General features: G+C 69.4%; 23 protein-coding genes. 10 read left to right on the top strand and 13 right to left on the bottom strand.

Translation table 11 applies throughout. From position 1 onward, the window contains the following. Positions 1-19: 19 nt before the first annotated feature. The gene (locus R8G01_10445) at positions 20-1,429 is read right to left on the bottom strand and encodes an amidase (GenBank protein ID MDW3214407.1); all 1,410 of its coding nucleotides are present in this window, start codon (positions 1,427-1,429) and stop codon (positions 20-22) included. A 162-nt stretch (positions 1,430-1,591) separates the two neighbouring features. Here R8G01_10445 and R8G01_10440 point away from each other — a divergent pair, with 162 nt between their 5' ends. Together R8G01_10440 and R8G01_10435 are read left to right on the top strand one after the other, a co-directional pair. Continuing rightward, positions 1,592-1,861, top strand: a complete 270-nt coding sequence (locus R8G01_10440; GenBank protein ID MDW3214406.1) for a hypothetical protein — start codon at positions 1,592-1,594, stop codon at positions 1,859-1,861. 58 nt (positions 1,862-1,919) lie between these two features. Continuing rightward, the gene (locus tag R8G01_10435; GenBank protein MDW3214405.1) at positions 1,920-3,308 is read left to right on the top strand and encodes an RNB domain-containing ribonuclease; all 1,389 of its coding nucleotides are present in this window, start codon (positions 1,920-1,922) and stop codon (positions 3,306-3,308) included. 3 nt (positions 3,309-3,311) lie between these two features. On the opposite strand, the gene R8G01_10430 is transcribed toward R8G01_10435, so the two are convergent. Beyond that, complete coding sequence (locus R8G01_10430) at positions 3,312-4,610, bottom strand: PQQ-dependent sugar dehydrogenase (GenBank protein ID MDW3214404.1); 1,299 nt, start codon at positions 4,608-4,610, stop codon at positions 3,312-3,314. After that, complete coding sequence (locus R8G01_10425; protein ID MDW3214403.1) at positions 4,610-5,461, bottom strand: acyl-CoA thioesterase II; 852 nt, start codon at positions 5,459-5,461, stop codon at positions 4,610-4,612. The genes R8G01_10430 and R8G01_10425 overlap by 1 nt, the downstream gene beginning before the upstream one ends. A 42-nt stretch (positions 5,462-5,503) precedes the next feature. Between R8G01_10425 and R8G01_10420 the strand changes: the two genes are divergently transcribed. Further along, the gene (locus tag R8G01_10420; GenBank protein MDW3214402.1) at positions 5,504-6,187 is read left to right on the top strand and encodes a deaminase; all 684 of its coding nucleotides are present in this window, start codon (positions 5,504-5,506) and stop codon (positions 6,185-6,187) included. Here R8G01_10420 and R8G01_10415 read toward each other — a convergent pair. Next, on the bottom strand, positions 6,176-8,539 hold the full coding sequence (locus R8G01_10415; protein ID MDW3214401.1) for a beta-propeller domain-containing protein: 2,364 nt from the start codon (positions 8,537-8,539) through the stop codon (positions 6,176-6,178). The genes R8G01_10420 and R8G01_10415 overlap by 12 nt on opposite strands. A gap of 85 nt (positions 8,540-8,624) precedes the next feature. Between R8G01_10415 and R8G01_10410 the strand changes: the two genes are divergently transcribed. Continuing rightward, the gene (locus tag R8G01_10410) at positions 8,625-9,263 is read left to right on the top strand and encodes a class I SAM-dependent methyltransferase (GenBank protein ID MDW3214400.1); all 639 of its coding nucleotides are present in this window, start codon (positions 8,625-8,627) and stop codon (positions 9,261-9,263) included. Positions 9,264-9,270: 7 nt separating this feature from the next. On the opposite strand, the gene R8G01_10405 is transcribed toward R8G01_10410, so the two are convergent. After that, on the bottom strand, positions 9,271-11,946 hold the full coding sequence (locus R8G01_10405; protein MDW3214399.1) for an arylsulfotransferase family protein: 2,676 nt from the start codon (positions 11,944-11,946) through the stop codon (positions 9,271-9,273). Between the two features lie 72 nt (positions 11,947-12,018). Continuing rightward, a complete protein-coding gene (locus R8G01_10400) occupies positions 12,019-12,300 on the bottom strand; it encodes a hypothetical protein (GenBank protein MDW3214398.1) in 282 nt (93 codons plus the stop codon). A gap of 35 nt (positions 12,301-12,335) precedes the next feature. Here R8G01_10400 and R8G01_10395 point away from each other — a divergent pair, with 35 nt between their 5' ends. After that, the gene (locus tag R8G01_10395) at positions 12,336-13,172 is read left to right on the top strand and encodes a glucose 1-dehydrogenase (GenBank protein ID MDW3214397.1); all 837 of its coding nucleotides are present in this window, start codon (positions 12,336-12,338) and stop codon (positions 13,170-13,172) included. A gap of 22 nt (positions 13,173-13,194) precedes the next feature. Here R8G01_10395 and R8G01_10390 read toward each other — a convergent pair whose 3' ends face one another. Both R8G01_10390 and R8G01_10385 read right to left on the bottom strand, forming a co-directional pair. Further along, entirely contained in the window at positions 13,195-14,061 is an 867-nt protein-coding gene (locus tag R8G01_10390) for a CoA ester lyase (protein MDW3214396.1), read from the bottom strand. A gap of 1 nt (position 14,062) precedes the next feature. Further along, entirely contained in the window at positions 14,063-15,112 is a 1,050-nt protein-coding gene (locus R8G01_10385) for a CoA ester lyase (GenBank protein MDW3214395.1), read from the bottom strand. A gap of 80 nt (positions 15,113-15,192) precedes the next feature. Here R8G01_10385 and R8G01_10380 point away from each other — a divergent pair, with 80 nt between their 5' ends. Beyond that, on the top strand, positions 15,193-16,488 hold the full coding sequence (locus tag R8G01_10380; GenBank protein ID MDW3214394.1) for a DUF480 domain-containing protein: 1,296 nt from the start codon (positions 15,193-15,195) through the stop codon (positions 16,486-16,488). A 12-nt stretch (positions 16,489-16,500) separates the two neighbouring features. On the opposite strand, the gene R8G01_10375 is transcribed toward R8G01_10380, so the two are convergent. Next, positions 16,501-17,922 carry an HNH endonuclease gene (locus R8G01_10375; GenBank protein MDW3214393.1) on the bottom strand — a complete coding sequence of 474 codons (1,422 nt, stop codon included), beginning with the start codon at positions 17,920-17,922 and terminating at the stop codon, positions 16,501-16,503. 213 nt (positions 17,923-18,135) lie between these two features. After that, positions 18,136-18,558, bottom strand: coding sequence for a thioesterase family protein (locus tag R8G01_10370; GenBank protein MDW3214392.1), 423 nt, complete (start codon positions 18,556-18,558; stop codon positions 18,136-18,138). A gap of 19 nt (positions 18,559-18,577) precedes the next feature. Between R8G01_10370 and ybaK the strand changes: the two genes are divergently transcribed. After that, a complete protein-coding gene (gene ybaK / locus R8G01_10365) occupies positions 18,578-19,069 on the top strand; it encodes a Cys-tRNA(Pro) deacylase (protein MDW3214391.1) in 492 nt (163 codons plus the stop codon). 22 nt (positions 19,070-19,091) lie between these two features. Here the strand turns inward: ybaK and R8G01_10360 are convergent, their stop codons facing one another. Beyond that, positions 19,092-19,991: a M48 family metalloprotease gene (locus tag R8G01_10360; GenBank protein ID MDW3214390.1), complete on the bottom strand. Its 900-nt coding sequence runs from the start codon at positions 19,989-19,991 to the stop codon at positions 19,092-19,094. Positions 19,992-20,105: 114 nt separating this feature from the next. On the opposite strand from R8G01_10360, the gene R8G01_10355 reads away from it, so the two are divergent. Beyond that, positions 20,106-21,857, top strand: a complete 1,752-nt coding sequence (locus R8G01_10355; GenBank protein ID MDW3214389.1) for a tetratricopeptide repeat protein — start codon at positions 20,106-20,108, stop codon at positions 21,855-21,857. A gap of 7 nt (positions 21,858-21,864) precedes the next feature. On the opposite strand, the gene R8G01_10350 is transcribed toward R8G01_10355, so the two are convergent. Continuing rightward, positions 21,865-22,467, bottom strand: a complete 603-nt coding sequence (locus R8G01_10350; protein MDW3214388.1) for a TetR/AcrR family transcriptional regulator — start codon at positions 22,465-22,467, stop codon at positions 21,865-21,867. Positions 22,468-22,527: 60 nt separating this feature from the next. Between R8G01_10350 and R8G01_10345 the strand changes: the two genes are divergently transcribed. Continuing rightward, positions 22,528-23,286: an alpha/beta fold hydrolase gene (locus R8G01_10345; protein ID MDW3214387.1), complete on the top strand. Its 759-nt coding sequence runs from the start codon at positions 22,528-22,530 to the stop codon at positions 23,284-23,286. Between the two features lie 8 nt (positions 23,287-23,294). After that, the gene (gene lgt, locus R8G01_10340) at positions 23,295-24,188 is read left to right on the top strand and encodes a prolipoprotein diacylglyceryl transferase (GenBank protein MDW3214386.1); all 894 of its coding nucleotides are present in this window, start codon (positions 23,295-23,297) and stop codon (positions 24,186-24,188) included. Here lgt and R8G01_10335 read toward each other — a convergent pair whose 3' ends face one another. Next, a complete protein-coding gene (locus R8G01_10335) occupies positions 24,189-25,328 on the bottom strand; it encodes a citrate/2-methylcitrate synthase (GenBank protein ID MDW3214385.1) in 1,140 nt (379 codons plus the stop codon). Position 25,329: the final 1 nt, after the last annotated feature.

Raw genomic sequence — 25,329 nt, 5'->3', positions numbered from 1 at the left:
TCCGGCTCCGGTCACGACCTCAGGCGCCGCCGGACTGCCGAACAGGCGGTCGGGTGAACCCGCCGACAGCGCTCTCGAGCGCGAAGGCCGCCTGGAGGAGCCTCGCCTCGTCCCAGTGTCTGCCGATCAGCTGGACTCCGACCGGTAGCCCGTCGTCGTCGAGCCCGACCGGCACGGAGACGACCGGGTGCCCGGTGACGCTGGCGAGTGCGAGATACGGCAATCCGCCGTACGCGATCAAGCCACGGGCGGCCATCGGCTGACCATCGACCTCCGTGGGGGGTCGACCGTGCGGCCATGCCGAGACGGCGGTCGCCGGGAGCAGGAGCGCGTCGCAGTCGTGCAGCTCCTCGTCGAGCAGCACGCGCAACTCTTTGGCCCGATAGACGGCTTCGAGGTAGCCGGCGACCGTGAGATCGCGCCCGGCGTCAACGAACTCGACGGTGTAGTCGGCCAGGTCTTCCCGATGAGTCGACTCGATCGGGCCCTGTCGACCGACGGCCGCGCCGGCGAGGATGTCCCACATGCACAAGAACGGGTGAGGCTCGCCGAGCTCCAGCGTCGATGGCGTCACCGACGCGCCTGCGCCGTCGAGTGCGGCGACGGCCGCAGTGATCGCCGATCCGATGTCGGGATCGCAGGGACCCATGCCCAGATTTAGTCCCCATCGGACGCGGAGCGGCGCGCTCGGTTTGTCGAGTCTCGTGACGTAATCGGGGACGGCGACTCGCTCCGAACTCGGATCCGCAGGGTCGAATCCAGCCATGACCTGGAGGAGGAGTGCGGCGTCCTCGACGGTGCGAGTGATCGGTCCGACCGTCTCGGTCGGGTGGTCGGATCCTGCCGGCCGGACCTCGCACGGGACCCGTCCATAGGTGGGTTTGACGCCCACCACACCGCACCAGGCGGCGGGAAGCCGAATCGACCCTCCAGCGTCCGACCCGATTGATGCGCTGCACAACCCGGCAGCAACGGCGGCCGCGCTCCCGCCGCTCGAACCGCCAGTTGTTCGAGCAACGTCCCAGGGATTGTTGGCGGCCGGAGCGAAGCGCGTGCGCGTCTCGGCCCCGAGACCGAACTCGGGGGTGTTGTTCTTGCCGATGATCACGGCACCGGCCCGGCGAAGTCGGTCGACGACGGGTGCGTCCCGATCGGGAATGTGCGAGGCGAAGACGCTGCTTCCGAAGGTGGTGCGCATCCCCGCGGTCGACAGGAGATCCTTGATCGAAATCGGTACCCCTGCGAGCGGTCCCGCCGTCTTTCCCGATGGCTGGTCGGCGACCGTCAGGTATGAGTTGAGTGCGGGATCGTGCTCGGCGATCTCGTCGAGGGCGATCCGGGCGAGATCGTTCGGTCCGATCTCTCCGGTCCGGACCAGTTCGGCCTGTCGTGCGATCGGCAGGTCGAGCAGCGGTCGTGCTTCGGTCATCATCGGGTCCTCTCGGTGGCGTCGGCGGCGTCGGCGGCGCCGTTGGTCTGCTGGGTTCGCTGATCATTGTGCTCGACCGCGACGTGGCTGGCCACTTCGCCCCGACCGAGTGGACGCAACTGCGGCGTCTGCTCCCGGCAGATCGGTTGGACATATCGGCTCGTGGTAGACGTCGTCGACCGGCCTGGTCTCGACGACATCGGCCTGGTGCATCATGGTGATGCGATCACTGATGCGAGGCACGACAGCGAGGTCGAGGTCGACGAACACGTGGGCCATGCCGTATTCGTCCTGGAGGTCGGCGAGCAGGCTGAGCATCTGCGCCTGCGTACTCACGTCGAGGCGCGGCCGGACGGCCGGCGCGCGTGCGGCCGCAACGCGTCAGCGCTGGGTCGATTGCGGGAGGGTGTCGTAGGGTCGGCGTCGTGTTGACACCGAGGGTTGATCGGTCGGCCGAACATGGAATGGTCGTCGGAGTGGAGGAGTCGTCGTGAAGTTGCTCGGTGCTCCTCCCGAGGCGATGGTGCGCGGGCTCGACCGCATCCGTGCCGAGCTCGAGATCCCGACCGAGTTCCCGGCCGACGTGCTCGCCGCGGCCGAGGCCGCCGCGGCCAAGCCGCTCGGTGCCGCGCACGCCGATCGCACCGACCGGCGGTTCCTGACGCTCGATCCGGCGTCGTCGATCGACCTCGACCAGGCGTTCGACATCGAGGTCGCCGGCGACGACATCATCCTGCACTATGCGATCGCCGACGTCGGCTGGTTCGTCCGGCCCGGCGACCTGCTCGACGTCGAAGCGTTCGAGCGTGGCGTCACCGTGTACCTCCCCGACCAGAGGTCGACGCTGTACCCGACGATCCTGTCGGAGGGAGCGGCGAGCCTGCTGCCCGACGTCGACCGACCCGCCGTGATCTTCACGGTGCGGGTCGACTCGGCCGGTTATCCACGCCTCGACGGTGTCGAGCGGGCGATCATCCGCAACCGCGCCAAGCTCGCCTACGACACCGTCAGCAGCGATGACGTACCCGACGGTTTCGCCGAGCTCTACCGACGCATCACGGCGGCCGAGATCGAGCGCGGCGCCCCGCGGGTCGAGTTCCCCGAGCAGGAGATCGAGCGGCACGCCGACGGCTCGTTCGGGCTGACGTTCCGGCCGCGACTCGAATCGGAGGAGCAGAACGCGTCGATGTCGCTCGCCACCAACATGGCGGTCGGGGCGGCACTGTACGAGGCCGGTACCGGGCTGTTCCGGGTGATGCCCGACGTCGACGAGCGCCGCCACCGACGGTTGAAGCACTCGGCCAGGGCGTTCGGGCTCGATTGGCCCGACGACGTGTCGCTCGACGCGTTCCAGCGGTCGTTGCCGCGAGACGACCCGCGCACGTCGGCGTTCCTGATCTCCGTCCGACGGGCGGCGGGTGGAGCGAGCTACGCCCCGTTCGACCCCGACGAACGCCCCTGGCACTCGGCGGTCGCGGCGACGTACGCCCAGGCGACGGCGCCCCTCCGTCGGCTCCAGGATCGCTACGTGATCGAGGCCGCACTCGCGGTGGCCGCCGGTGTGCCGGTCCCCGACGAGATCGCGGCGGCGTTCGACACCCTGCCGTCGGCGATGGCCGCCGCCGACAACCGAGCGAACCGCGCCGACCGCCAGGCACTCGACCTCGCCGAAGCGGTGACGCTCTCCGGGCGCGAGGGCGAGATCTTCGAGGCGGTCGTCGTCGACGAAGGCGAGTGGGGCGTCGAGGTGCAAATCGTCGATCCGGCGGTGCTCGCTCGGCTCAGCGCCCGCCGTGTCGACCCGGGGGACGATGTGCGCGTCCGACTCGAGTCGGTCGACGTCGATCGGTTCCAGATCGACTTCGAACGCGTCAGCTGAGCGTCAACCGGCGACGAGGCGGTGCACCGTGCCGCTGCGCTGCAGGACGTACAACTCGCCGTCAGGCCCCGCGCGGATCGATGCGACGCTGTCGAACCCGTCGAGCAGGGTGAGGTTGCGTCCGCCGGCCAGATCGAGGGCCCAGATGGTGCCGGTACAGAAGTCGCTGTAGACGAACGCCGGCTCCAGTTCGGGGATCGCCGTGCCCCGGTACGGCTCGCCGCCCGAGATCGAGCAGCCATCGGCATGGCTGTAGGTGAGGACCGGCGCGGTGGTGCGACCCGTATCGGCGATGTCGGCGTCGAATCGTTCGGTGCCCTCGAACGCGCTCCAACCGAAGTCGGCGCCGCGGGCAGCCGTGGTGCCGTCGACCGGGGCGAGCACGTTGATCTCCTCGAACTCGTTCTGGCCGACGTCGGGGATCCAGAGCTCACCCGTCACCGGATCGAAGGCGATCTTCCAGGGGTTGCGGAGGCCCCAGGCCCACACCTCGGGTGCCCCGTCGATACCGCCGAACGAGCCCGACGCGAACGGGTTGTCCGGCGGGATCGAGTACGGCCGGTCGCCGCTGGGTGCCGGGTCGATCCGCAGCAGCGAACCGAGGAGCGTCTCGGGGTTGCTGCCGTTGCGTTCGGGGTCGCCACCGGAGCCACCGTCGCCGAGCGGGATGTACAGCATCCCGTCGGGACCGAAGGCGAGGTCGCCGGCGTTGTGGTTCGAGTACGGCTGCGAGACCTGCAGCACGATCCGTTCCGAACCGCTGTCGAGGGTGGCGTCGCCGGCGACCGCGTACTCGGCGATCGTCGTGACACCGGCGGCGTCGGTGAAGTTCACGTACGCGGTGCCGCCGTCGGGGCTGAAGGCGAGTCCCAGCAGGCCCTGTTCGCCGGCGGTGCTGACGCGACCCGTCAGATCGAGTGCGGTCGTCCGGGCGGTGTCGTCGGCGCGCACGACGCGGCCGCCCTGCTCGACGATCCAGAGTGCGTCGTCGCCGGAGCGGACCGCCAGGTCGATCGGCTGGTCGAACTCGCCGACGACCTCGCTCGCGACGACCGGGGCGCCGACCGTCGGCGGCGCGGATGTCGCCACGGCCGGTGTCGTCGGCGCGGATGTCGGTGGCGCGGATGTCGGCGTCACGGACGATGCCGGCGCGGGCGATGGCGTCGTGTTCGTGTCGGTCGTGATGATCGAGGCGGACGGGGGCCCGGCGGGCCCGGCGTCGTCGTCGTCGGCGCACGCCGCGAGCGTGAGGAGTCCGACCAACACGAGGAGATGGCCGACATCGGGCGGTCGGCGTGTCATCAGATGACCCGGATCAGCCCTTCCTGCACCACGTTGACGGCGAGTGCGCCGTCGGCGGTGTAGAGCGAACCCCCGGCGAGGCCTCTCGCCGACGAACTCGACATGGCGGTCTGCTCGTAGAGCAGCCATTCGTCGGCACGGAACGGTCGATGGAACCACATGGCGTGATCGAGACTCGCCATCATCAGATCGTCGGTCATCGACGACTTGCCCGACGGTCGGAGCGCCGTGTCGAGCAGGGTCATATCACTGGCGTACGTGACGATGCAGGCGTGGAGTACGGGGTCGTCGGGGAGTTCGCCGTCGGCACGCATCCACACGAGTTGGCGGTCGGACTTCACGCCGGGCTCGAACGCCGGGTCGGGCGGGATGTACCTCGTGTCGATCGGTCGCGGTCGGTCGATCCAGTTGCCGACCCGGGCCCGGTGCGGCTCGAGTCGGGTCTTGTAGTCGGGGAGCGACTCGGGGGTCGGGAGGTCGGTCGGCGCGGTCGGCTGGAAGTCGAGACCGGGCTCGGGATCGTGGAAGCTCGCCTGGAGGTTGAAGATGGGGCGGCCGTGCTGGATCGCCACGACACGGCGCGTCGTGAAGCTCCTGCCATCGCGGAGCCGGTCGACCTCGTAGAGGATCGGCACGCTCGGGTCGCCGGGGCGCAGGAAGTAGGCGTGGAGCGAGTGGACGAGCCGCCCTGGCTCGTCGACGGTGCGGGCCGCCGCCACCAGCGCCTGACCGGCGACCTGGCCGCCGAACACGCGCTGGCGGTCCTCGTCGGGTTGGACCCCACGGAAGATGTTGACCTCGATCGGCTCCAGGTCCAGCAGTTCGATCAGATCACGCAAGGCCTCGGACATGACGCCATGCTGCCACGCGACGGCATGATCTACCCTTCCCCGATGACTCCCGAGTCGTTCGCATCACTCGATCCGGGGATGCGGGCCGCGCTGGAGCAGGCGTGGGAGTCGACCCGAGCCGGCAGCCTCGGGATCGGGGCCGCCGCGGGGCGCGACGGGGAACTGCTCGCCGTCGGTCGGAACCGGATCCACGAGACCGACCCGGGCGACGACGTGCTCGCCGGTACCTCGCTGGCCCACGCCGAGCTGAACGTGTTGGCGAAGCTGCCCTTCCGCGCCCACGACGGGCTGCAACTGCACACCACGCTGCAGCCGTGTGTTCAGTGCCTCGGCGCGATCCGGCTGAGTTCGGTCGAGTGGGTCCAGGTCCTCGCTCCCGACCCGCTGTTCCGCGGCATCGAACGGATGCGGGAGCTGACGCCGTATCTGGCACGCCGCTGGCCGACGATCGAACAGCGACCGGTCGACGAGTGGGCGGTGCTGGCGCTCTTGGGGCCGACGCGCCATACCGCTCCTCACCCCACGCTCGGCGAGGCCTGGGTATCGGTGCTGCCCGGCATCGCCGAGCTCGTGGCCGAGGTCGATGCCTCCGGGGTGCTCGACGACGCCCGAACGGTCGTCGAGGCGGCCGACCGGGTCTGGGACCGGCTGGGGGAGTGTGTCGACGAGGTCGCCGCGCTCGCTGCCGACGATGATGCTCGGGACGGCGGGCGGTCAGCGCAGTGAGATCTGCGTGATCACGCCGAGGCCGTCGAGTGCGTTGGCCTGAGCAGCCGACGGGGTGAGCGTCCAGAGTGTCTCGCCGATCACCAGGCTGCGCTGGATCGACTCCTGGTAGCCGCCGTCCGACCAGCAGATCTCGATCACATCGTCGCCATCGGCACCGATCGCGTCCAGGTCCCGTTCGGTGGCCTCGCTGTCGCCGTACCACCCGGCGATCTCGTCGACCGGGAGGCGGTCGCAGTACCAGCTGCCCCAGCCACCGATCGCGTCGGGCTCGCAGAGCTGCACGTGGGCGTGGCCGTCGGTCGTCATCCAGTACAGCTCGGAGGCATCTTGGGTCAGGTCGTCGCTGGTGATCTCACGGCAGTCCGATGACGGTGCCGTGTCGGCGGGCACCTGGGTGACCCGGCCGACCTCGGTGATGCCGTCGCCGATGTCGAAGAGCACGGCGCCGTTGAAATCGCCGGTCCAGCTCTGCACCGGCACGATCGCCGTCGAGCCGAACATCTGGAACGCCCGGTGGTCCCACTCGACGGGCGAGTTGCTGTCGGGCTGCGTCCAGATCGAGACCTCGCGGGGGTCGGCCGGATCGGACACGTCGAACAGGCTGAGCTTGAGGCCGGTCGTGCGACCGTCCTCGGTGGCCGCCTGACCGATGCCGAGCACCCGGTCGTCACCGACGGGGTGGAGGTACGTGGAGAATCCGGGGATCTTGAGTTCGCCGGTGACCCTCGGGTTGGTCGGGTCGCTGAGGTCGAGGACGTAGAACGGGTCGATCTGGCGGAACGTGACCGCGAAGCCGACGTCGCCCATCAAGCGTGCCGAGTACAGCTGCTCACCCTTGCCGAGGCCACCGACCTCGCCGACGGGGACGAGCTGATCGCCCTGCTCCTCGAACACGACGAGATGGGTCTCGCTCTCACCGTCCTGGGACCACGGCGAGCCGTCGGTCGTGATCGCCCGGAGGTAGCCGTCGTGCTCGTCGAGTGCGAACTGGTTGAGGAGGCTCCCGGCGATCGCTCCCGAAGCGACGTAGCGGGTCGGCTCACCCGCGGCGATGGCGAAGGAGTGGAGTTCGGTCTCGAACTCCTCGGTCCACTCCCGGACGCGGTCGGCATCGTCGACCAGGTCCTGGCCGATCCACTTGGTCGTGGCGACGTACATCCGGTCGGTGGACGAGTAGACGGTCTGCCCGCCGGCCAGCACGCCGACGGCTTCGATGCGGTCGGCGGCGCCGGCGAGCCCGGTGTCGAGGTCGAGGTCGACGATCGAGACCATGTCGAAACCGGAGAACTCAGCGGGGCGATGGGCCCGTTCGCACGACAGCAGGGTGCCCGAGATGGTCGAACCGTCGGCGTCGAGCTCGTAGTCGGGCAGCCAGTCGGCGAGCGTCGACTCGTCGATGATCGCCCGGTTGGCCTCCTCGGCGCGGTCCTCGCCGTTCTGGTTCTGCGGGAAGAGCCAGGGCAGCTGGCTCGGCGGGCTGGTGACCGCCAGGCGCACTCGCTCGTCGATCGCCCGGGCGCTGAGGTACTGGCCCTCGATCCGCATGGTGGCGGCGATCCGCAGGTCGGTCGGATCGCTCAGATCGACGTCGAGGATCAGCGTGGCGGGCCCGAACTGCTCGAACGGCATGTCCGCGACGATGTCGCCGGAGGCGAAGTCGGACTCGGCGTCGTCGGTCGCTTCGATGTCGATCGGCATCGGGTAGCCCCACTGACCGCCGTTGGTGAACAGCAGCGCACGGTCGCCCCTGATGAACAGCTGATGACCCCATCCCTCGGGGACCACCAGCGTGTCGGTGAGCGTGGGGTCGCCCGTGACGTCGATGTAGCTGAGGCGATTCTCGGAGACCGTGAGGATCCGCGTGCCGTCGGTCTTCACGATGTCGGGCTCGTCGACGCCGAGCTCCTGGACGTTGGTGCCGGTGTAGGAACCGTCGTCGCCGGCGGCCGAGTACTCGGTTGTGTCGCTGTTCCCGACGGGGGCCTCGGCCGTTTCGGCCGCGTCGTCTGCGGTCGCCATCTCGTCCATGATCACGTCCTCGCCGCCCCAGTAGCCCCAGGGGCTGCCATTCAGGCCGTACGGACCGACCCGCTCGCGGGCCTCGGCCTTGACGTGGTCGAGGAACGTGCTGCAATCGGAGAAGGGCGTCAGCGCCTGTGGGAAGCGAGCGGACCCACCCGTGCCACCCGACGCTGGGGTGCCGTCGGTCCGGCTGTTCGTCGTTCCGCCCGGTTCGGTCGACGATGGGGTCGTCGAACCGACCACCCGGGGATCGGCGGTCTCGCCGTTGGCCGAGCACGCCGAGGCGGCCAGGGCCAGTGACGCGATGAGGGCAGGAATGGCACGCATGAGGGTTGGACGTGCCCGACCGTCGTCCGGTTCCCGAACGTCACGATCTCGTCACATGTCCGTCCCCGAGTCCTAGCCTGGCCCGGTGCCGCTCGACCCGACCCTGCGTGAACTCGCACTCGCGACCAAGGGGTTCATGCCCGAGGACGAGGGCGATGCGCTCCACGCCGCCGCCCTCGCGGCAGGTGCCGCCGTCCCGGGTCTGCCGTGGGTCGAGGTCGGCTCGTACTGCGGCCGGTCGACGATCTGGCTCGGCGACGCCGCACGCACGACCGGTGCGACGTTGTTCGCGGTCGATCACCATCGCGGGTCGGAGGAGAACCAGTCGGGCTGGGAGCACCACGACGCCGACGTGGTCGACGATCGGGTCGGCAAGATGGACACCCTCCCGTTCTTCCGGTGCGCGATCCACGATGCCGGGCTGGAGGATCACGTCGTCGGTGTCGTCGGTCGTTCCCCGACCGTCGCGAGCGCGTGGTCGACCCCGCTCGCGTTCCTGTTCGTCGACGGTGGCCACGGGGTCGAACCGGCGCAGGCCGACTACGAGGGCTGGACGCCACACGTTGCGGCCGGTGGCACGCTCGCGATCCACGACGTGTTCCCCGACCCGGCGGATGGTGGACGCCCGCCGTACGAGCAGATCTACCTGCCGGCGATCGAGAGCGGCCGCTTCGAACTCGCGGCGGTCACGGGCTCGCTGCGGATCCTGACACGGGTGCGCTGACCGCTCCTCAGGGGACGTCGATCGACCCGCCTGCGGTCGCCCGCAGCAGGTCGAGGGAGAACGCTCCCGGCGACTCCTTCACGATCCGGTAGGCGTTGCCGCCGGCGACCTGGGTGATCTCGATCAACGGTTCGCCGTCGATCGAGTACTCGCCGAACACCGGCTGGATCGCCCCGCCCCACGACACCACCACCGTGCCCGCCGTCGTCACCCGTGCCGACCCCAACCCCACGCTGGTGAGGCCCGCCGCCTGCTCGATCTCCCAGAGCAACGTCGCGGTCTCCGCGACGTCGTCGATGCGATAGGCGACGGCGCGCGCCGGCTCGCCGGTGTCGGTGCGATTGTCGAACAGGGTGAGGACGTCGCCGTTCAGGCGGGCGTCGTGGGGACGACGCGGTCCGCCTCGCGGGTCGTCGACGATGGTGAGCTGCGCGGCGAGCGTGGCAGCCGGTGAATCGCTCGGGACCTGGCCGAGCACCCAGTCGACGCCACCGGTGGCCCGATCGACCCGGAACACGTTGTCCAGGTGCCGTGCCGACACCACGTAGTCGCCGCTGCCGTCGGCGACCTGCTCGAGCGAGTTGAGATGGAAGACGTCGACCTCGTTGCCGTCGTACCCCTCGAGCGGACCCCACCGCACCGGGTACGAGACGTCGTAGCCGAAGTGGTCGCTGGTGCGCCACCGCCAGAGCAGCGTGTCGTCGGCGGCGATCTCCTGGATCACGCCGTCGGCGATGACGTCGTCGGCGAGGTAGCCCGGCCCGAGCACGGTCAGGTCCTGGTCGGCCAGGAGCGGATACGTCAGCATCGCCCGGGCACCGCCGGTGAGCGCCACGAAGTCGTGGTGGTCGGTCGGGAACGACACACCCGGCTCGAGCGGATCAGGCACGGTCAGGATCTCGTCCACGATCGTGCCGAACAAGCTGGTGACGACGAAACCGCGGTCGGGGTCGACTCCGTACCGCGGGCCGAGCGCCGGCACCATCAGCAGGCGACCGTCGGCACGACGGTCGACGCCGGACAGGTCGCCCGGCACACGCTTGTACCAGACCGGTGCTCCGAATCGATCGAGGACGGTGGCGTAGCCGCCACCCGTGCCGGGCGTGCGCACGGTGGTGACGTACCAGCCAGGTGCCGGGCTCCCGGGGCGGTCGACGTCGAGTCGCGGGAAGTCGCCCGGCACACATCGGAACGACAGTTGCTGCACGGTGGAGCCGCGACGCAACTCGAGTCGGAACCGGTCGTCGGCCGAGGTCGGGAGATCGATCGAGCCCGACCCGACCGGGACGCCGTTGAGTCGGGCGGTGGTCGAGCGCAGCAGTTCGAGCCCGATGTCGGTCGACGGCCCGGAGCACTCGACCGCGTAGTCGGTTGCGTCGCGGTGGTACGCGGGCCAGGTGAACCCATCGAGGGTCAGCGACTCGACGAGCTCGCCGGTGTCGGCCGCGAGTACCCCGAAGAGGTCGACGACCACGTGGGCCGGCGTGAGTGCGAACACGCAGATCTCGCCGGACGCCGACAGGTCGACGACGACCATGTTCGTCGACTCCCCGGCGCTGCTGTAGTTCACCGCGGAGCTGTTGGGGACGTCGTCGCCACAGGGATAGAGCGTGACGAAGCCGTCGCCGTCGGCTTGCGTGACGATCACGTTGACGACGACGGCGGTGCTCTGTCCGTCATTCACCAGCCCCGCGGTCGGTCGGAGACGTCGCGTGCCCGCGGCCGCGAACTTGCCGGTCCACCCGCCCTCGCCGGTCCTCGAATCGGCGATCCGGCGCCCGCTCAGCGGTTGCAGCCCGGCGACCGGACCGAACTGCGGTGCGGGTGCGTAGTAGCCGCTGACGTCGAACACGACATGGGCGTTGGTGCTGCTCTCGACACACAGTTGCGCGTCGGCGCCCAGCCCGACGGCGACCGCAACCGCACGCGACTCGTTCCGGCGGAAGTTGAGGTTCGATGCCAGCGGGACCGGGCTGCCGCACGGGAACACGGTCATGAAGCCGTCGGCCTGCGGCTCGGTCACGGTGAGGTTGCCGAGCACGGCCGTGGCGTCGGCCGGGATGAACGCCGAGAGCGGAATCGTGCGGGTGGCGCCGGGTGGCAACGGCTCCCGCCCGGGGTCGTCACGGGAGTCGACCGCCCGGACCGGCGCGATCGTGGTGAGGCGCTGGTCGCCCTCCTCCGTCCACCATCCGGTCAGGTCGACGATCACGTCGGCCTCGAACAGGCTGTAGATGCACACCCGGCGAGCGCCGTCGGGGATCGCCACGACGAGGTTCGGGGTCGGGAAGCCGCCGGACCGGGTGTTGATGTTGGAGGTCTCGGGTCGACCGGCCGCGCACGGGAACACGGTCAGGAACCCCGGCTGCGACCCGAGCGCCGTGACCGACAGCGCGACCGCGGCCGCCTCGGCGGGCACCGATGCCGCCGCGATGTCGAGCTGCAGGGTGCATCCCGCCTCGACCGGGGCGGAGCGCCCACCGGTGCCGATGCGGGTGTCGACGAGTCGACGCGGGGAGACCGCCTCGAAGCTCGCGAGCGCGTCGGATCGCACGGCGGAGCCCGACGTGAGGGGAGTACAGGTCTGCGAAACCAGGTCGGCAGCGGTGGCCGGAGCGCTGACGCCGACGGCCACGACGGACGTGATGAAGCACGTCCAGGAGATCACCAGACGACACGACATCCGCGAAACGTAACAGTGTTCCCGTCGATGATGTCGTCGCCTTTTCGGGCGGTCTCCGACGGTCTCGGTGGACTACTTCCAGACCGGGTCGGGCAGGCCGTACGTGACGCACACACCGCCGACGTTGATCACGAACAATGCGATCGCCACGCCGGTCAGCACCACCCGCTTCGACGTCGACCGACCTCCGCCAGGCATCGGCATGTACCACTCGGGGAGCAGGCCGAGGCCGGGTTCGTCGACACCGGTGAAGGGGACGGCGTCGTCGGGAACGACGGTGTCGGGATCGGCGGCCAGTGCCAACGCGGCGAGCTCGTCGTCGGTGAACTCGTCGTCGTGGACGTGGTCGGGCACGTGTCCACCGTAGGCCGACGCCTACGGTCGTGTCGATGGACAACGTGGCAGTCGTGACCGGGGCGGGCGGTGGGATCGGTCTGGCGATCGCTCGTTCGATCGTCGAATCCGGGGGTGCCGTCGTCATCGGCGACCTGAACGAGCAGCGCGGTCGGGACGCCCTGGACATGATCGGTCGGCCCGACGCGGTGCGATTCGAGCAGGTCGACGTCGCGGACGAGGCCGACGTCGAGCGGCTGGTCGCGACGGCGTGTTCGACCTTCGGACACCTCGATGCGATGTACAACAACGCCGGGATCGGTGGCGCCTTCGGGCCGATCACCGAACAGTCGGTCGACGACTGGGACGCGACGTTCGCGATCAACGTGCGCTCGGTGTTCCTCGGCACGAAGCACGCGGCCCGGGTGATGATCGAACAGGGCACCGGCGGTGCGATCGTCAACACGGCATCGGTGGCCGGGTTGAGCGGCGGCGGCGGCCCGCAGGCGTACTCCGCGACCAAGGCGGCGGTGATCAGCCTGACGCGCACGACCGCCGCAGAACTCGCTCCGCACCGCATCCGCGTCAATGCGGTCTGCCCCGGTGCCGTCTACACCGAACTCCTGCACCGAGGTCGACCCGAACTCACCGATCGGTGGCGCGAGCAGATCCAGCCGTGGCCCGACCGTGGCCAGCCCGAGATGATCGCCGATGTGGCGGTCTGGTTGGGCGGTGACGGGGCGAGGTTCGTCACCGGCGAGGCCGTCACCGCCGACGGCGGCCTGATGGCGGCGACACCTCGACTCGTCGACCACGACCTGTCGCACCTCCAGCGGATGACCGGCATCGCGTACGGCAACACCGGCCGCGAGCCCGACATCCGCCGCCTCTGACGGGCGCGACGCTCGCCCGACGTCAGCCGAGCGCGGCGATCGCGTCGGCGACGGCCAGGACGCGCCTGGCGTTGTCGACGTGGAGGTTCTCGATCATCCGGCCGTCGACGGTGATCACGCCGCGACCCTCGGCCTCGGCGGCCTCGAATGCTTCGATCACGCGACGTGAGAACTCGACCTCGTCGTCGGTCGGCGCCCAGACCTCGTTGGTCGGCTCGACCTGGCTCGGGTGGATGAGCGTCTTGCCGTCGAAACCGAAGGCCTTGCCCTGCTCGGCCTCGGCCCGGAAGCCATCGGGGTCGCGGACGTCGTTGTAGACGCCGTCGAGGATCACCTTGTCGGCCTCCCGGGCACCGACGAGTGCCGTCGCCAGGTGGGGGATCAGTGGTGAACGGTCGGCGAGCGCGACCGTGCGGAGTTCCTTGATCAGGTCGTTCGTGCCCATCACGAGCACGGTGACCCGCGGGTGGTGCGCGATCGAGCGGATGTCGAGCAGTGCGCTCGGTGTCTCGATCATCGCCCAGATCGCGAGCTCGGCCGGGGCGCCGGCCGCGTCGAGTTGCTGTGCGATCTGGTCGAGGTACTCGCTCGACCCGACCTTGGGGATCACGACCGCGGCGGCGCCCGAGGTGGCGGCGGCGGCGAGGTCGTCGGCACCCCACGGGGTGTCGAGACCGTTGCAGCGGATCGTGATCTCGCGATGGCCGTAGTCGTCCGACGCGGCTGCGGCGACGGCGTTGGCCCGCGCCTGCTCTTTGGCGTCGGGGGCGACGGCGTCCTCGAGGTCGAAGATCAGCGCGTCGGCCGGGATCGCCTTGGCCTTCTCGAGGGCTCGCTCGTTGGCGGCGGGCATGTACAGGACGGAGCGGCGGGGTCGCAGGTCGCTCATGTCAGAACCCGTACGCCTCGGCGAGTTCGGGATCGTTGGCGGCGAGTTCCTTCGCCAACGCGACGACGACCATGCACTGCTTGCACGACGCGTCGTCCTCCATCTTGCCGTCGAGCATGATCGCCCCGGTGCCGTCGCCCATCGCCTCGATCACCCGTTGGGCGTGGGCCACGTCGGCCGGTCGCGGCGAGAACACGCGCTTGGCGATGTCGATCTGGCTGGGGTGCAGCGACCAGGCGCCGACGCAGCCGAGCAGGTAGGCGTTGCGGAACTGGTCTTCGCAGGCGACGCCGTCGGCGATGTCGCCGAACGGGCCATAGAACGGGAGGATCCCGGCCGTGACGCAGGCGTCGACCATGCGGGCGATCGTGTAGTGCCACAGATCCTGCTGATGGGTCGCCCGCGCCGCGTCGGGGGCATCGGGATTCGCGTCGTCGCGCACGACGTAGTCGGGGTGACCGCCACCGACCCGGGTCGTCTTCATGCGGCGGTTGGCGGCGAGATCGGCGGGGCCGAGCGACAGGCCCTGCATGCGTGGCGACGCCAGGCAGATCTCCTCGACGTTGGCGACGCCACGTGCGGTCTCGAGGATCGCGTGCACCAGCAGCGGCTCGGTGAGGCCCGCCTTGGCTTCGAGTTGGGCCAGGAGCCGGTCGACGTAGTGGATGTCCTCGGGCCCTTCGACCTTCGGGATCATGATCACGTCGAGCGCCTCGCCCGCTTCGAGGACGGCCGCGGTCAGGTCGTCGAGGCCCCACGGCGAATCGAGGCTGTTGACGCGGGTCCAGAACTGGGTCTCACCGAAGTCGACCGTCTTGGCGACCTCGATCAGGCCGGCCCGGGCCGCCTCCTTGTCGGTGGCCGGCACGCCGTCTTCGAGGTTGGCGAGCAGCACGTCGACCTTGCCGACCATGCCCGGCACCTTGCCGCGCATCTTCTCGTTCGACGACGGGAAGAAGTGGATCATCCGGCTCGGGCGGATCGGGATCTCACGGAGCGGGGCGGGAGCGCCGACGGCGAGCGGCTGGAAGAAGTCCTTGGGTGAGCGCACGATCCGACCTTACCGATCGGTAACAGGAGGGTCGCAAGCCGACGACTCCAGATCGTGGACGGAACGTCCGATAACCGGGCATGGACGAATCGCGCCGCCACGGCGATCTGACCGATGGTGAGGCACGCGTGCTCGGTTGCCTGATCGAGAAGGAGTCCACGACGCCCGACGCATATCCGCTCACGGCGAACAGCCTGCGCAACGCGTGCAACCAGTCGACCAGCCGTGACCCGGTGATGTCGATGACCGACCACGACGTCGAACAGGCGTTGACGTCGTTGCGGGCGAGGGGGTGGACCCGCACGGTCCACAGCACCTCGAACCGGGCGATGAAGTTCCGCCACGTCGTGCCGGAGGTGCTCGGGCTCGAACCGGGGGAGACGGCGGTGCTCGCCGTGTTGATGCTCCGTGGCGAACAGACCGTCGGCGAACTCAAGACCAGGACCGAACGGCAACACGCCTTCGGCTCGACCGACGAGGTCGCAGGCGTCCTGTCCGCGATGGCCGCACGTGACGAGCCGCTCGTGGTGCAACTGGAACGTCGGCCGGGCCAGAAGGATGCGCGATGGGTGCATCTCCTGTCGCCGGTCGAATCCACACCCGAGGCGGGCAGCGCATCGCCGGCGCCTGCCGATGCCGGGCCCGATCCGTCGGACCCCTACGGCACCGCCACCGCCGAGTTCTACGAGCTGTTGGCGACGGCGCACTGGGAGCGAACCGGTCTCGAGTTGCTCGACCTGCTCGACGGTGTCGATCCGACGGCCGGCCCGATCGTCGACGTGGGTGCGGGCACCGGCATCGGTCTGCCCTACCTGCGCGCTGCGGTTCCCGACGCCGATCTCTACGCGATCGAACCCAGCAAGTCGATGCGGACCGCGCTGCATACCCGTCTGCTCCTCGACCCTTCTCTGGCCGGTCGCGTCACCGTCGATCCCCGCCCGCTCGCCGACGCATTGCCCGAACGCGCCTCGGCCATCGTGCTGTCGGCGGTACTCGGTCACCTCGACCGATCGGAGCGATCGCTGCTCTGGCGGTATGCCGCCGAACGGATGCATGCCGGTGCTCCGGTGGTCGTCGAGATCCTGCCGCCGTACCGACCGATCGTGGTGGAACCCACGTTGTACAAGAGCCTCCAGGTGGGACGCTTCACCTACGAGGGCTGGCAGTCGGGTGAACCGGACGACGGTCGCACGATGCGGTGGGTCATGGCCTATCGGGTACTCGACGGCGACACGCTCGTGTCGGAACAGAGCGTCACGTCGACGTACCGGTGCTGGTCGCCCGACGACGTCCGCCGGGAGATCGAGCCGCACGGTCTGACGATGACCGAACACGGCGACGCCGTGGTCGTCCGGTCAGGGCGCGGTGCCGAGTAGCACGCTGCGGTGTCACGCTGCTCGTGCGGCGATGAGATCGCGGACACGCCGGCGAATGTGTTCGGTGATCTCGTCGTCGCTGAGGTCGGGTGGGCGTTCGCCGACCGGGAGCAGGATCGTGCCGTCGGGACGGAGCGTGTAGGCGCGCCCGCGCCGGTCACGACGCACCCGCCATCGTTCTCGATGTTTCCGTCGGTTGTGGTGACCGCAGCCGATGGTCCGGTTGCTCTGGTCGGTCCGGCCGCCTTCGTGCCACTCGGTGTTGTGGTCGACCTGCGACCAGGCGGCCGGCATCGTGCAGCCAGGTGCTTCGCACGTGCGGTGCATGACCATCGCCGCCTGCCGGGCGAGCCCGGTGAAGAGTCGCTGTTTCGTGCCGTAGTCGATCACGACACCCCGCGAGTCCATGACGACCCGGCGGACGTGGCCGGTCAGCAAGGCCCGCAGTACGACGCTCGGATGGATCGGCGAACCGTTCTGCGTTTCGCACCGGCGTGAGAGGAAGGCTTCGGGGTCGTCGGCCAACTCGTCGGCGAGGTCGGTGAGCAGCGCAGCTTCGTCGGCGATGCTGCCGTCGTCGTCGAGTTCGATCTGGTTGCCGCCGGGCAAGGCGATGCCCGCGCGGACGAGCGTCTCGTGGGTGGTCCGGTCGTCGACGACGAGATGGACGACCGGCTCGGGCAGTCCGGACGCATCGGGCGACCCGGCGGCCGCGGCGAAGATGGCCACCAGTGCGTCGAAGCGACGCTGGGCGCCGGTGCGCGAGAGTGGGAACCGATCGGCGTCCTCGCCGTGTTCGGCTCGCCTGGCTGCGAGATCGTCGCGGTATTCGCCCTCGACGAACGCGTCGAACACCGTCTGCAACTGAGCGGCCTGGACCGGGTCGCCGCCGTGCGCTCTGATGGCGACCTCACCGCCGACCTCGACGACGGTGGCGCTGCGCCCGTCGATCGAGTCGTCCATGTCGGTGAACGCACCGTCTTGGTCGAGCTGCGCGATCAGCCCGCTGACGTGATCGGCGAACTCCCGGTGTGGCGTGTGCTCGGCGAGCTCCACGAGCACCGGGACCACGACACCCAGCCATTCACGGATGCGACGGTTGGCGTGCACCCGGCAGATCTGGAGTGCGGCATCGACGGTGATGTGCCCGGCGTGCAGCGCGTCGCCGACCGCTGGATAGGTGGTCAACAGTCGTGCGAGTCTGCGGTCACACGCCGCGGTTCCGTTCGAGCAGTTGACGGTCGCCCGCAGGTACGCCGCCATCGTCCGGTGCTCGCCGGCGAACACGCCGCGTTGTTCGATCACCCCGACGAGCGCCGCCCGCTCGGCCGCCAGCCGCCGGGCGGCCAACTCGTTGGCCCGAAGCCGCTCGTCGAGCGACGACTCGGGCAGTGCCACGCAGTCCTCGATCACCGACTCGAACATAGGTCTCATGATATCGAACATACGTTCGATTCACAACAGGTTGCGACGATCCACTCTCAGGTGAGGCGGGCCGCGCCATGCGGGATGACCATGGGGTCGAGTTGGTCTCGGGAGGAGTGCCGAGAAAGCTGCCGCCGGTGTTGTTCGAGTGGACCGCTCGCTCCGGGCAGATTTGTCGATCGCTGCAGCGAGGCTGCTTGCGTAGCGGTCCCGACGTGGGACTCAGCCCATGGCGCGGAGCCACTCGGGCAGGCGGACGGGGCGACCCTCCGGGGTGACGGCGCCGTGGGCGGTGATGCCGGTCGCCCGCACCTCGCCGTCGACGGTCAGCAGGTAGCCCATCTGGAACGAGGCCCGCTCGGCCGACGTGAGCTGCACGTGCACGTCGACGACGTCGTCGAACAGCAGCGGTCGGCGGTACTTCACCCACGCCTCGAGCACGTTCATCTCGATGCCCTCGTCGCGGATCTCCTGGTAGGGGTGCCCGATGTGTCGCAGGAAGGCGACGCGGGCCTCCTCCATCATCGGGAGATAGCGGCTGTGGTGCACGATCCCCATCGCGTCGGTCTCGGCGAACCGCACGCGGAGCTGATGGGTGAACTCGTACTTCTGCGGGTCGGTCGACGGGTCGTCGGTGATGCGCACGCCCGCGACCTTACGGGCGATGTCCGACACCGGCCATACTCGGCTCGTGACCCCGGCGATCCTGGAACTCGAGGCGGCGCAGATCGCGTTCAGCGTCCACGAGTACGAACGCGGCGACACGCTGCACGACTTCGGCGCCGAAGCCGCCGACAAGCTGGGCCTCGACCCCGACCAGGTCTTCAAGACGCTGCTGGTCACCGCCGACGGTGAGCAGGCGGTCGCGATCGTGCCGGTCAGCGGCAAGCTGGCACTGAAGGCGGTCGGGCGAGCCCTCGGCGCGAAGCGAGTCGAGATGTGCGACCCGGCGGTCGCGGAGCGGATCACCGGCTACGTGCGCGGCGGGATCAGCCCGTTCGGCCAGAAGAAGCGCCTGCCGACCGTGATCGACGAGCTGGCGCTCGCGTTCGACAGCATCTACGTCAGCGGTGGCAAGCGGGGGCTCGACATCGCCGTGGCGCCCGATGACCTCGTGGCACTGCTCGAGGCGACCGTCGCCGACATCGCCGCCTGAAGCCGACGGGGTCTGGAGCGGCTCAGCGGCTCGGGTGGCGCAGCATCGCCTCGATGCGGGCGACGCGGGTGCGGGCCGGCGGGTGCGACGAGGTCAGGCGGCCGCGCCACCCAGCCGCCCGGTGGCCACCGCCGAGCCGGATCACCCGACGCAGCGCATCGGCGAGCGGCCGCCCGTACCCCATCCGGACCGCTCGGCGATCGGCTTCGAACTCCGAGCTGTGGGCGACCACGTTCGACAGGGCATCCGACGCGTGGAGCGCGGCGAGGAACACCCATGCCACCGCGTTCAGGACCGTCGCGACGACTCGTCCGACCGCCGTCAACGCCGCCGAGTGCGACGCGAACGAATCCGTCGCCGCTCGCGCGACGTTCTGGAGGTAGAACCCGATGCGGGCGAGCACGAGCACGGGGAGTGACAGCCAGTGGCCGATCGTCAAGGCAGCGGTGTGGAGCCCGAGATGGTGGCTCAGTTCGTGCGCCAGCACACCCGAGAGCTCGCGCGAGCTCAGCTCCTCGAGTGCGAACGAGGTGACGATCAGCAGGTGCCCGCCGCACGCGAACGCGTTCAACTCGTCGGAGTCGACCACCCGGATCGTGTAGCGGTACTGCGGAAGATTCGCTGCGACCGCCAGATCGCGCCAGATCGGAGTGATCACGGCGAGTTCCTCGGGCGTCGGTTGACGGGCACCGAACACCGGGCTGAGCACGAGCGCCTGCACGCTCGGGACGAACAGCGCGACACCGGCGATCAGCCACCCCACAGGGACCACCCAGTACGGCAACCCGGTCACCAGCCAGACCGGCACCCAGATCAACGCCAAGGCCAGGAGCCAGAACGGCACGAGGGTCGCGACGGGGAAGAGTGCAGCGACGGCGGATCGGTCGATCTGCCGGCTCCTCCCCGCGACGGCCGTTCCCATGCGGCGATGATACGAGCCTCATCGATCGGCGAACCGCTGGTTTGCAGAATGCTGACGATCACGTTGGCGTCAAGAACCCTTCAAGTCGCCCGCGGATCGTGCCGAAGTGAAATCGTGGAATCGAATGCCCTCGCGGCGTCCGAGCCGAGCGCGTCCCCAGCAGTCCGAGAACTGTTGGAGCGAGCGGCCCAGGACCAGGAACTGAATCCGGCCGGCGCGCGTCGTCATGCCCTGCAGGCCCGGGTCGTCGCCCGAGCGAACGGCGATCGTGTCGGGGAAGCCGAGTCGCTGTACCGACTGGCGAGCCTGGCCCACTTCGGTGACGACCCCGAGGACGCCTTCGGACTCGCGATGGAGGCCAGCGAGGTCGCCGAGCAGTGCGGCGCGCAGCTGGTCGAGGCATGGGCGATCCATCTCCTGGGCATCGTGCACTACCAGGCCTCCAATTTCTCCGAGGCGCTCGAGAACTGTCTTCGGGCCCTCGACGTGTACCAGGCCACCGGTCACGGCGTGGATTCCGGGAACATCCTGAACACGGTCGCCGCCGTCTACCACTCGATGGGCGACAACGATCGGGCGATCGTCACCTACGAGCAGGCGCTCGCCGCCGCCGAGCCCTACGGTCGGCCCGAGATGGTCGCCCTGATCCTCGGCAACATCGCCCGCATCCGTTCGTCGCGGTCCGAGTACCTGCCGGCCGTCTCGCTCGGCCGTCGAGCCGTGGAGATCGCCAGGGAGCACAGCCCCTCGATCGTCACCAATCTCCTCGCCGACCTCGCCGAGGCGTACATGGGCCTGGCCGATCACCAGAAGGCCGCCGAGTGCTTCGCCGAGGCGCGTCGGGTCCTGGCTCAGATGTCGGACGACGGCTCGGAACCCTCGTACTCGGCCCAGCTCGGTGTCATGGTCGCGGAGGGCCGCGTCGCGCTGCGCCGCGGCGCGCTCGACGACGCGATCAGCGTGCTCCAGGCCGCGCTCGACATGTCGGAACGGACCGAGTCGAAGGAATACGAACTCGAGGTCAACGACCTACTCGCCACGGCGTTCAAGCGCAGCGGACGTTTCGAAGAGGCGTTGGAACGACGTGAGACGCACGACCAACAGCATCGCCAGATGTTCACCCACGCCGCCGACCTTCGGCTGCGCACCCTCCAGGTCGCCCACGAGACGGCGACCGCACGCCACCAGGCGGAGATCTTCCGCCTTCGGCACCAGGACTTCGAAGCTGTCGACCACGACGTGATCGATGTGGACGCCACGCAGGCCGTCACGCCGTCGCATCACCTCGAAGCATTCGAGCAACTCGCGATCCTCACGGAGTTCCGCGACTCCGAGACCGGGGCGCACACCGACCGCGTCGGCGACATGGCCGCGGAGATCGCCCACGCCCTCGGCAAGTCGCCCGAGTGGTGCGAGCAGTTGCGCCTCGCCTCGCGGTTGCACGACATCGGCAAGGTCGCGGTGCCGGATTCGGTGCTCCGCAAGACCGGGCCGCTGACGGTCGAGGAGTACGAGATGATGAAGGCCCACACGAGCATGGGCCACCGCATCCTCGCCGGGAACTCGGCGCCCATGTTCCAGATGGCCGCCGAGATCGCGCAGTCGCACCACGAGTGGTGGGACGGCAGCGGCTACCCGCTCGGTATCAGCGGTTCGTCGATCGCCCTGTCGGGGCGGATCGTCAGCATCGCCGACGTCTACGACGCACTGTGCAGCAAGCGCCCCTACAAGCGGGCGTGGCACAAGGAGGAGGCGGCACGCTTCGTCATCCTGGGTCGCGACGGTCAGTTCGACCCCGACGTCGTCGACGCCTTCGTGGCGGTGCTCACCGCCCGCGATCCCGAACTCGGCAATCAGCTCGGCTGAAGCCCGCTCAACCGAGTGCGCGTCCGACCCAGTCGGCGACGAAGTCGGCCAGGTCCTCGGCGGTCATGTCGATGCGGCCGCTCCGCCACGCATTGCTGAACGACGAGACCGATCCGAGCACGCCGAGCGCGAGCAGTTGTGGATCGGCATCGGGGACCCGACCGTCGCGCTGTGCTTCGCGGACCAGGGCGGTGACGTCGTCGAGATAGACCTCGCTACCGCTCTTGAGAGCATCGGCGATGGTCGGATCGGACCGCTCGACGTCGACGAGTGAGAAATAGGTCGCGTGCTCGGCCATGAAACGAACGCTCGCTGCCGCACCCTGGTGGATGCGCGTCAGTGCGTCGGCGTCGGGCGACATGGCGGCGGCCTGTGCGCGTCGCAGCTGATGGCGCATCGACCGGACGAGTTCGCTGAACAGGTCGAGCTTGGTGGGGAAATACCAGTAGAACAGCCCTTTGGCGACGCCGGCGCGATCGCAGATGTCGAGGATGCGCGTCGCCGCGTAACCGCGTTCGGCGAACAGCGGGATCGCGGCGTCGATGAGCTGTTGCTTGCGTTCGCGCCCCTGTTCGGTGAGCTGACGATCCGCTGCGGCATGGACGGGCACCTCGCTAGTTCAGCGGGTCTTGACCGGTGGGTCAAGCCGATCCGCTGGTAGAACCGTGCGATGACCTCGACCGTGATGCCCGGGTGCGAACCGCGGTCCCATCGTGGCGCTTCGTCGACCGGCGTCGTCGTGCTGCACGGGTTCACCGGGAATCCGTCCTCGATGCGGGGGGTTGCCGACGCCGTGATCGCCGCCGGGTACGACCTCGAACTCCCACGCCTCCCCGGTCACGGCACCACGATCGACGACATGGTCGCGACCGGATGGGCCGACTGGTTCGCGGAGACCGAGCGCGTCGTCGACGAGCTGGCTCGCCGTGTCGAACGCATCGTGCTGGTCGGCCAGAGCGCCGGCGGGACCCTGGCGATCGCCGCCGCATTCGACCGTCCACACGTCGTCGGCGTCGTCGGTATCAACCCCGCCACCAGGACGCGCGACGAAGCGACGATGGCGATGGTCGACGAGTTCATCGACGACGGCCTCGAGATCGCGCCGGGAGAGGGCTCCGACATCGCCGATCCCGAATCGACCGACATCGCGTACGACGGCACGCCGCTGCGACCTCTCCGATCCCTGGTCGCCGACGGCATCGTGCCGATCACCGACCGGTTCGGTGAGCTCACCGTCCCGCTCCGGCTGTTCACGTCGCGCCAGGACCACGTCGTCCCGCCGTCCGACAGCGAGCATCTCGCCACCACATGGGGTGGGCCGGTGCTGCACACCTGGCTCGAGCGCAGCTACCACGTCGCGACCCTCGACTTCGACCGTGGCACGGTCATCGACGGCACCGTCGACTTCGTCCGCTCCGTGGAGGCATGATGAACCCGATGCTCGCTTCGATCCCGAGCCCGTCCGGCAACTCGATCTCGTTGGGTCCGCTCTCGTTGAACGCCTACGGGTTGATGATCGCGCTCGGCGTGCTGGCCGCGGTCTGGATGCTCGGGCGACAGCTCGAATCCAAGCGCCTCGGCACGACCGACGACGCGAGCACGATCGGCATGTGGGGTGTCGCTGCCGGCATCGTCGGGGCGCGGCTCTACCACGTGGCCACCGACTGGGATCGCTTCTCCGACGACCTCGCTGCGATCCCGAAGATCTGGGAGGGCGGCCTCGGCATCCCGGGCGGACTCCTCGCCGGCGTCGCCGTCGGCGTGTGGCAGGGTCGTCAGCGCGGTATCCCGGCGGCGCAACTCCTCAGTTGTGCAGCACCGGCGATCCCGCTCGCACAGGCGATCGGGCGCTGGGGCAACTGGTTCAACCAGGAGCTGTTCGGCAAGCCGACCGATCTGCCGTGGGGCCTCGAGATCGACGACGCGCACACGCCGGCCGGATACGCCGCCGACACCACGTTCCACCCGACGTTCCTCTACGAATCGCTCTGGAACCTGGGCCTCGTCGCCCTCCTGCTGTGGATCGACCGCACGTTCCGGCTCGGGCCGGGTCGCCTGTTCGCGGTCTATCTGATGGGCTACGGCGTCGGCCGCTTCTGGATCGAAGGCCTGCGGATCGACGCCGTGCAGCTGAGCGACGTGGCCGGTCTGCGCTGGAACCAGTGGGTGGCGTTGGCCGCGATCGTCGGCGGCGGGCTCTATCTGCTCGCCACGCGAGGCCGTCGCTGGCCCGAGCCCGGGCCGAGCGACACCGACGCGCTCGACGACGGTGCGTCCGACGCTGCCGAGGAGCTCGACGATCAGCCGGCGGTCGTCGACGACGTCGATTGATCAGCGGCTGAGGCCTCGGAACCGGACGGGGCGCTCGCCGAGCTCCTCGTCGTAGTGCGCCGCCCAACCCGCGAGGCGCGCCACGCCGAAGAGCGGTACATCGCTCGCGAGACCGGCGACGTGTATCAATGCTGCCAGTGCGAGATCGATGTTGGGGAGATGCCCGATCGATCGACCCGCCTCCCGGATGACCTCGTCGACGACGGCCATGCGCTCGGGCGGTGCCGGGATCGCTCGCACGGCGTCGAGGAGTGGTTCGAATCGAGGGTCGCCACGGCGGTAGACGGTGTGACCGAAACCCGGCAGCCGTCGGCCGCCGCCGAGCCCGGATCGGACGGCGTCGGCCGGGTCGGTCTCGGAGGCGTGCTCGAACAGGGCGACCGCAGCCTGGCTCGCCGCACCGTGCAGTGGTCCCGCGACGACGTCGAGGCCCGCGGCGAGTGCAGCCGGCGGTGCCGCACGGACCGACGCAGCGACCCGCACGGCGAGTGTGCTGGTCGCGAGCTCGTGGTCGGCCAACAGGATCAGCGCCCGTTCGACCGCGTCGACGACCTGCGGGGCGGGTCGCCGGAGCCACGCCCGCGAGAGCCGGTCGGGGATGCCGCCGCGTTGCGGACCCCCGAGCACCGACGGAATGATCGAGAGCAGCCGACGCGTGACCGTTGCGGTCTGGTCGCCGTCGCGATGTTCGAGTGATCGTGCGGTGAGCGACAGCGCTCCCAGCGGATCGATCGGTGTCGCGGCATCGACGATGCTCCGGGAGCGGGCGAGCGCCGATCGATCGAGCTTCCAGTCGGTCGCACGGCCGGTCGCCTCGCCGGTGAGGAGTAGATCGGCCACCTGCTCGAACGAGTGACTTTCGACGAGGTCGAGCACGCGCTGCCCCCGGTAGGTCGGGGAGTCGTCGTGGAGCCGTGTGACCGAGGTCGCGATCTGCACGTCGATCGACGGGCGCTCCGCGGGAGGCCGACGACGCGACCGGTTCGCGAGGGTCTCGACCTCGGCCCGGTCGTAGAGCGAGGTGCGGCCGTCCACTGCCACCTGGCGAGTGACGAGACCACGAGAGACGTAGGCGTACAGCGTCGGCTTGGTGACGCCAAGGGTCGCGGCGGCCTCCTTCGCCCCGATCAACGTCGACATG

The organism is Ilumatobacteraceae bacterium (assembly GCA_033344875.1).
Lineage (GTDB): Bacteria > Actinomycetota > Acidimicrobiia > Acidimicrobiales > Ilumatobacteraceae > Ilumatobacter.
The sequence above is the reverse complement of the archived record's forward strand: the minus strand, read 5'-3'. Positions and strand labels throughout refer to the sequence as shown.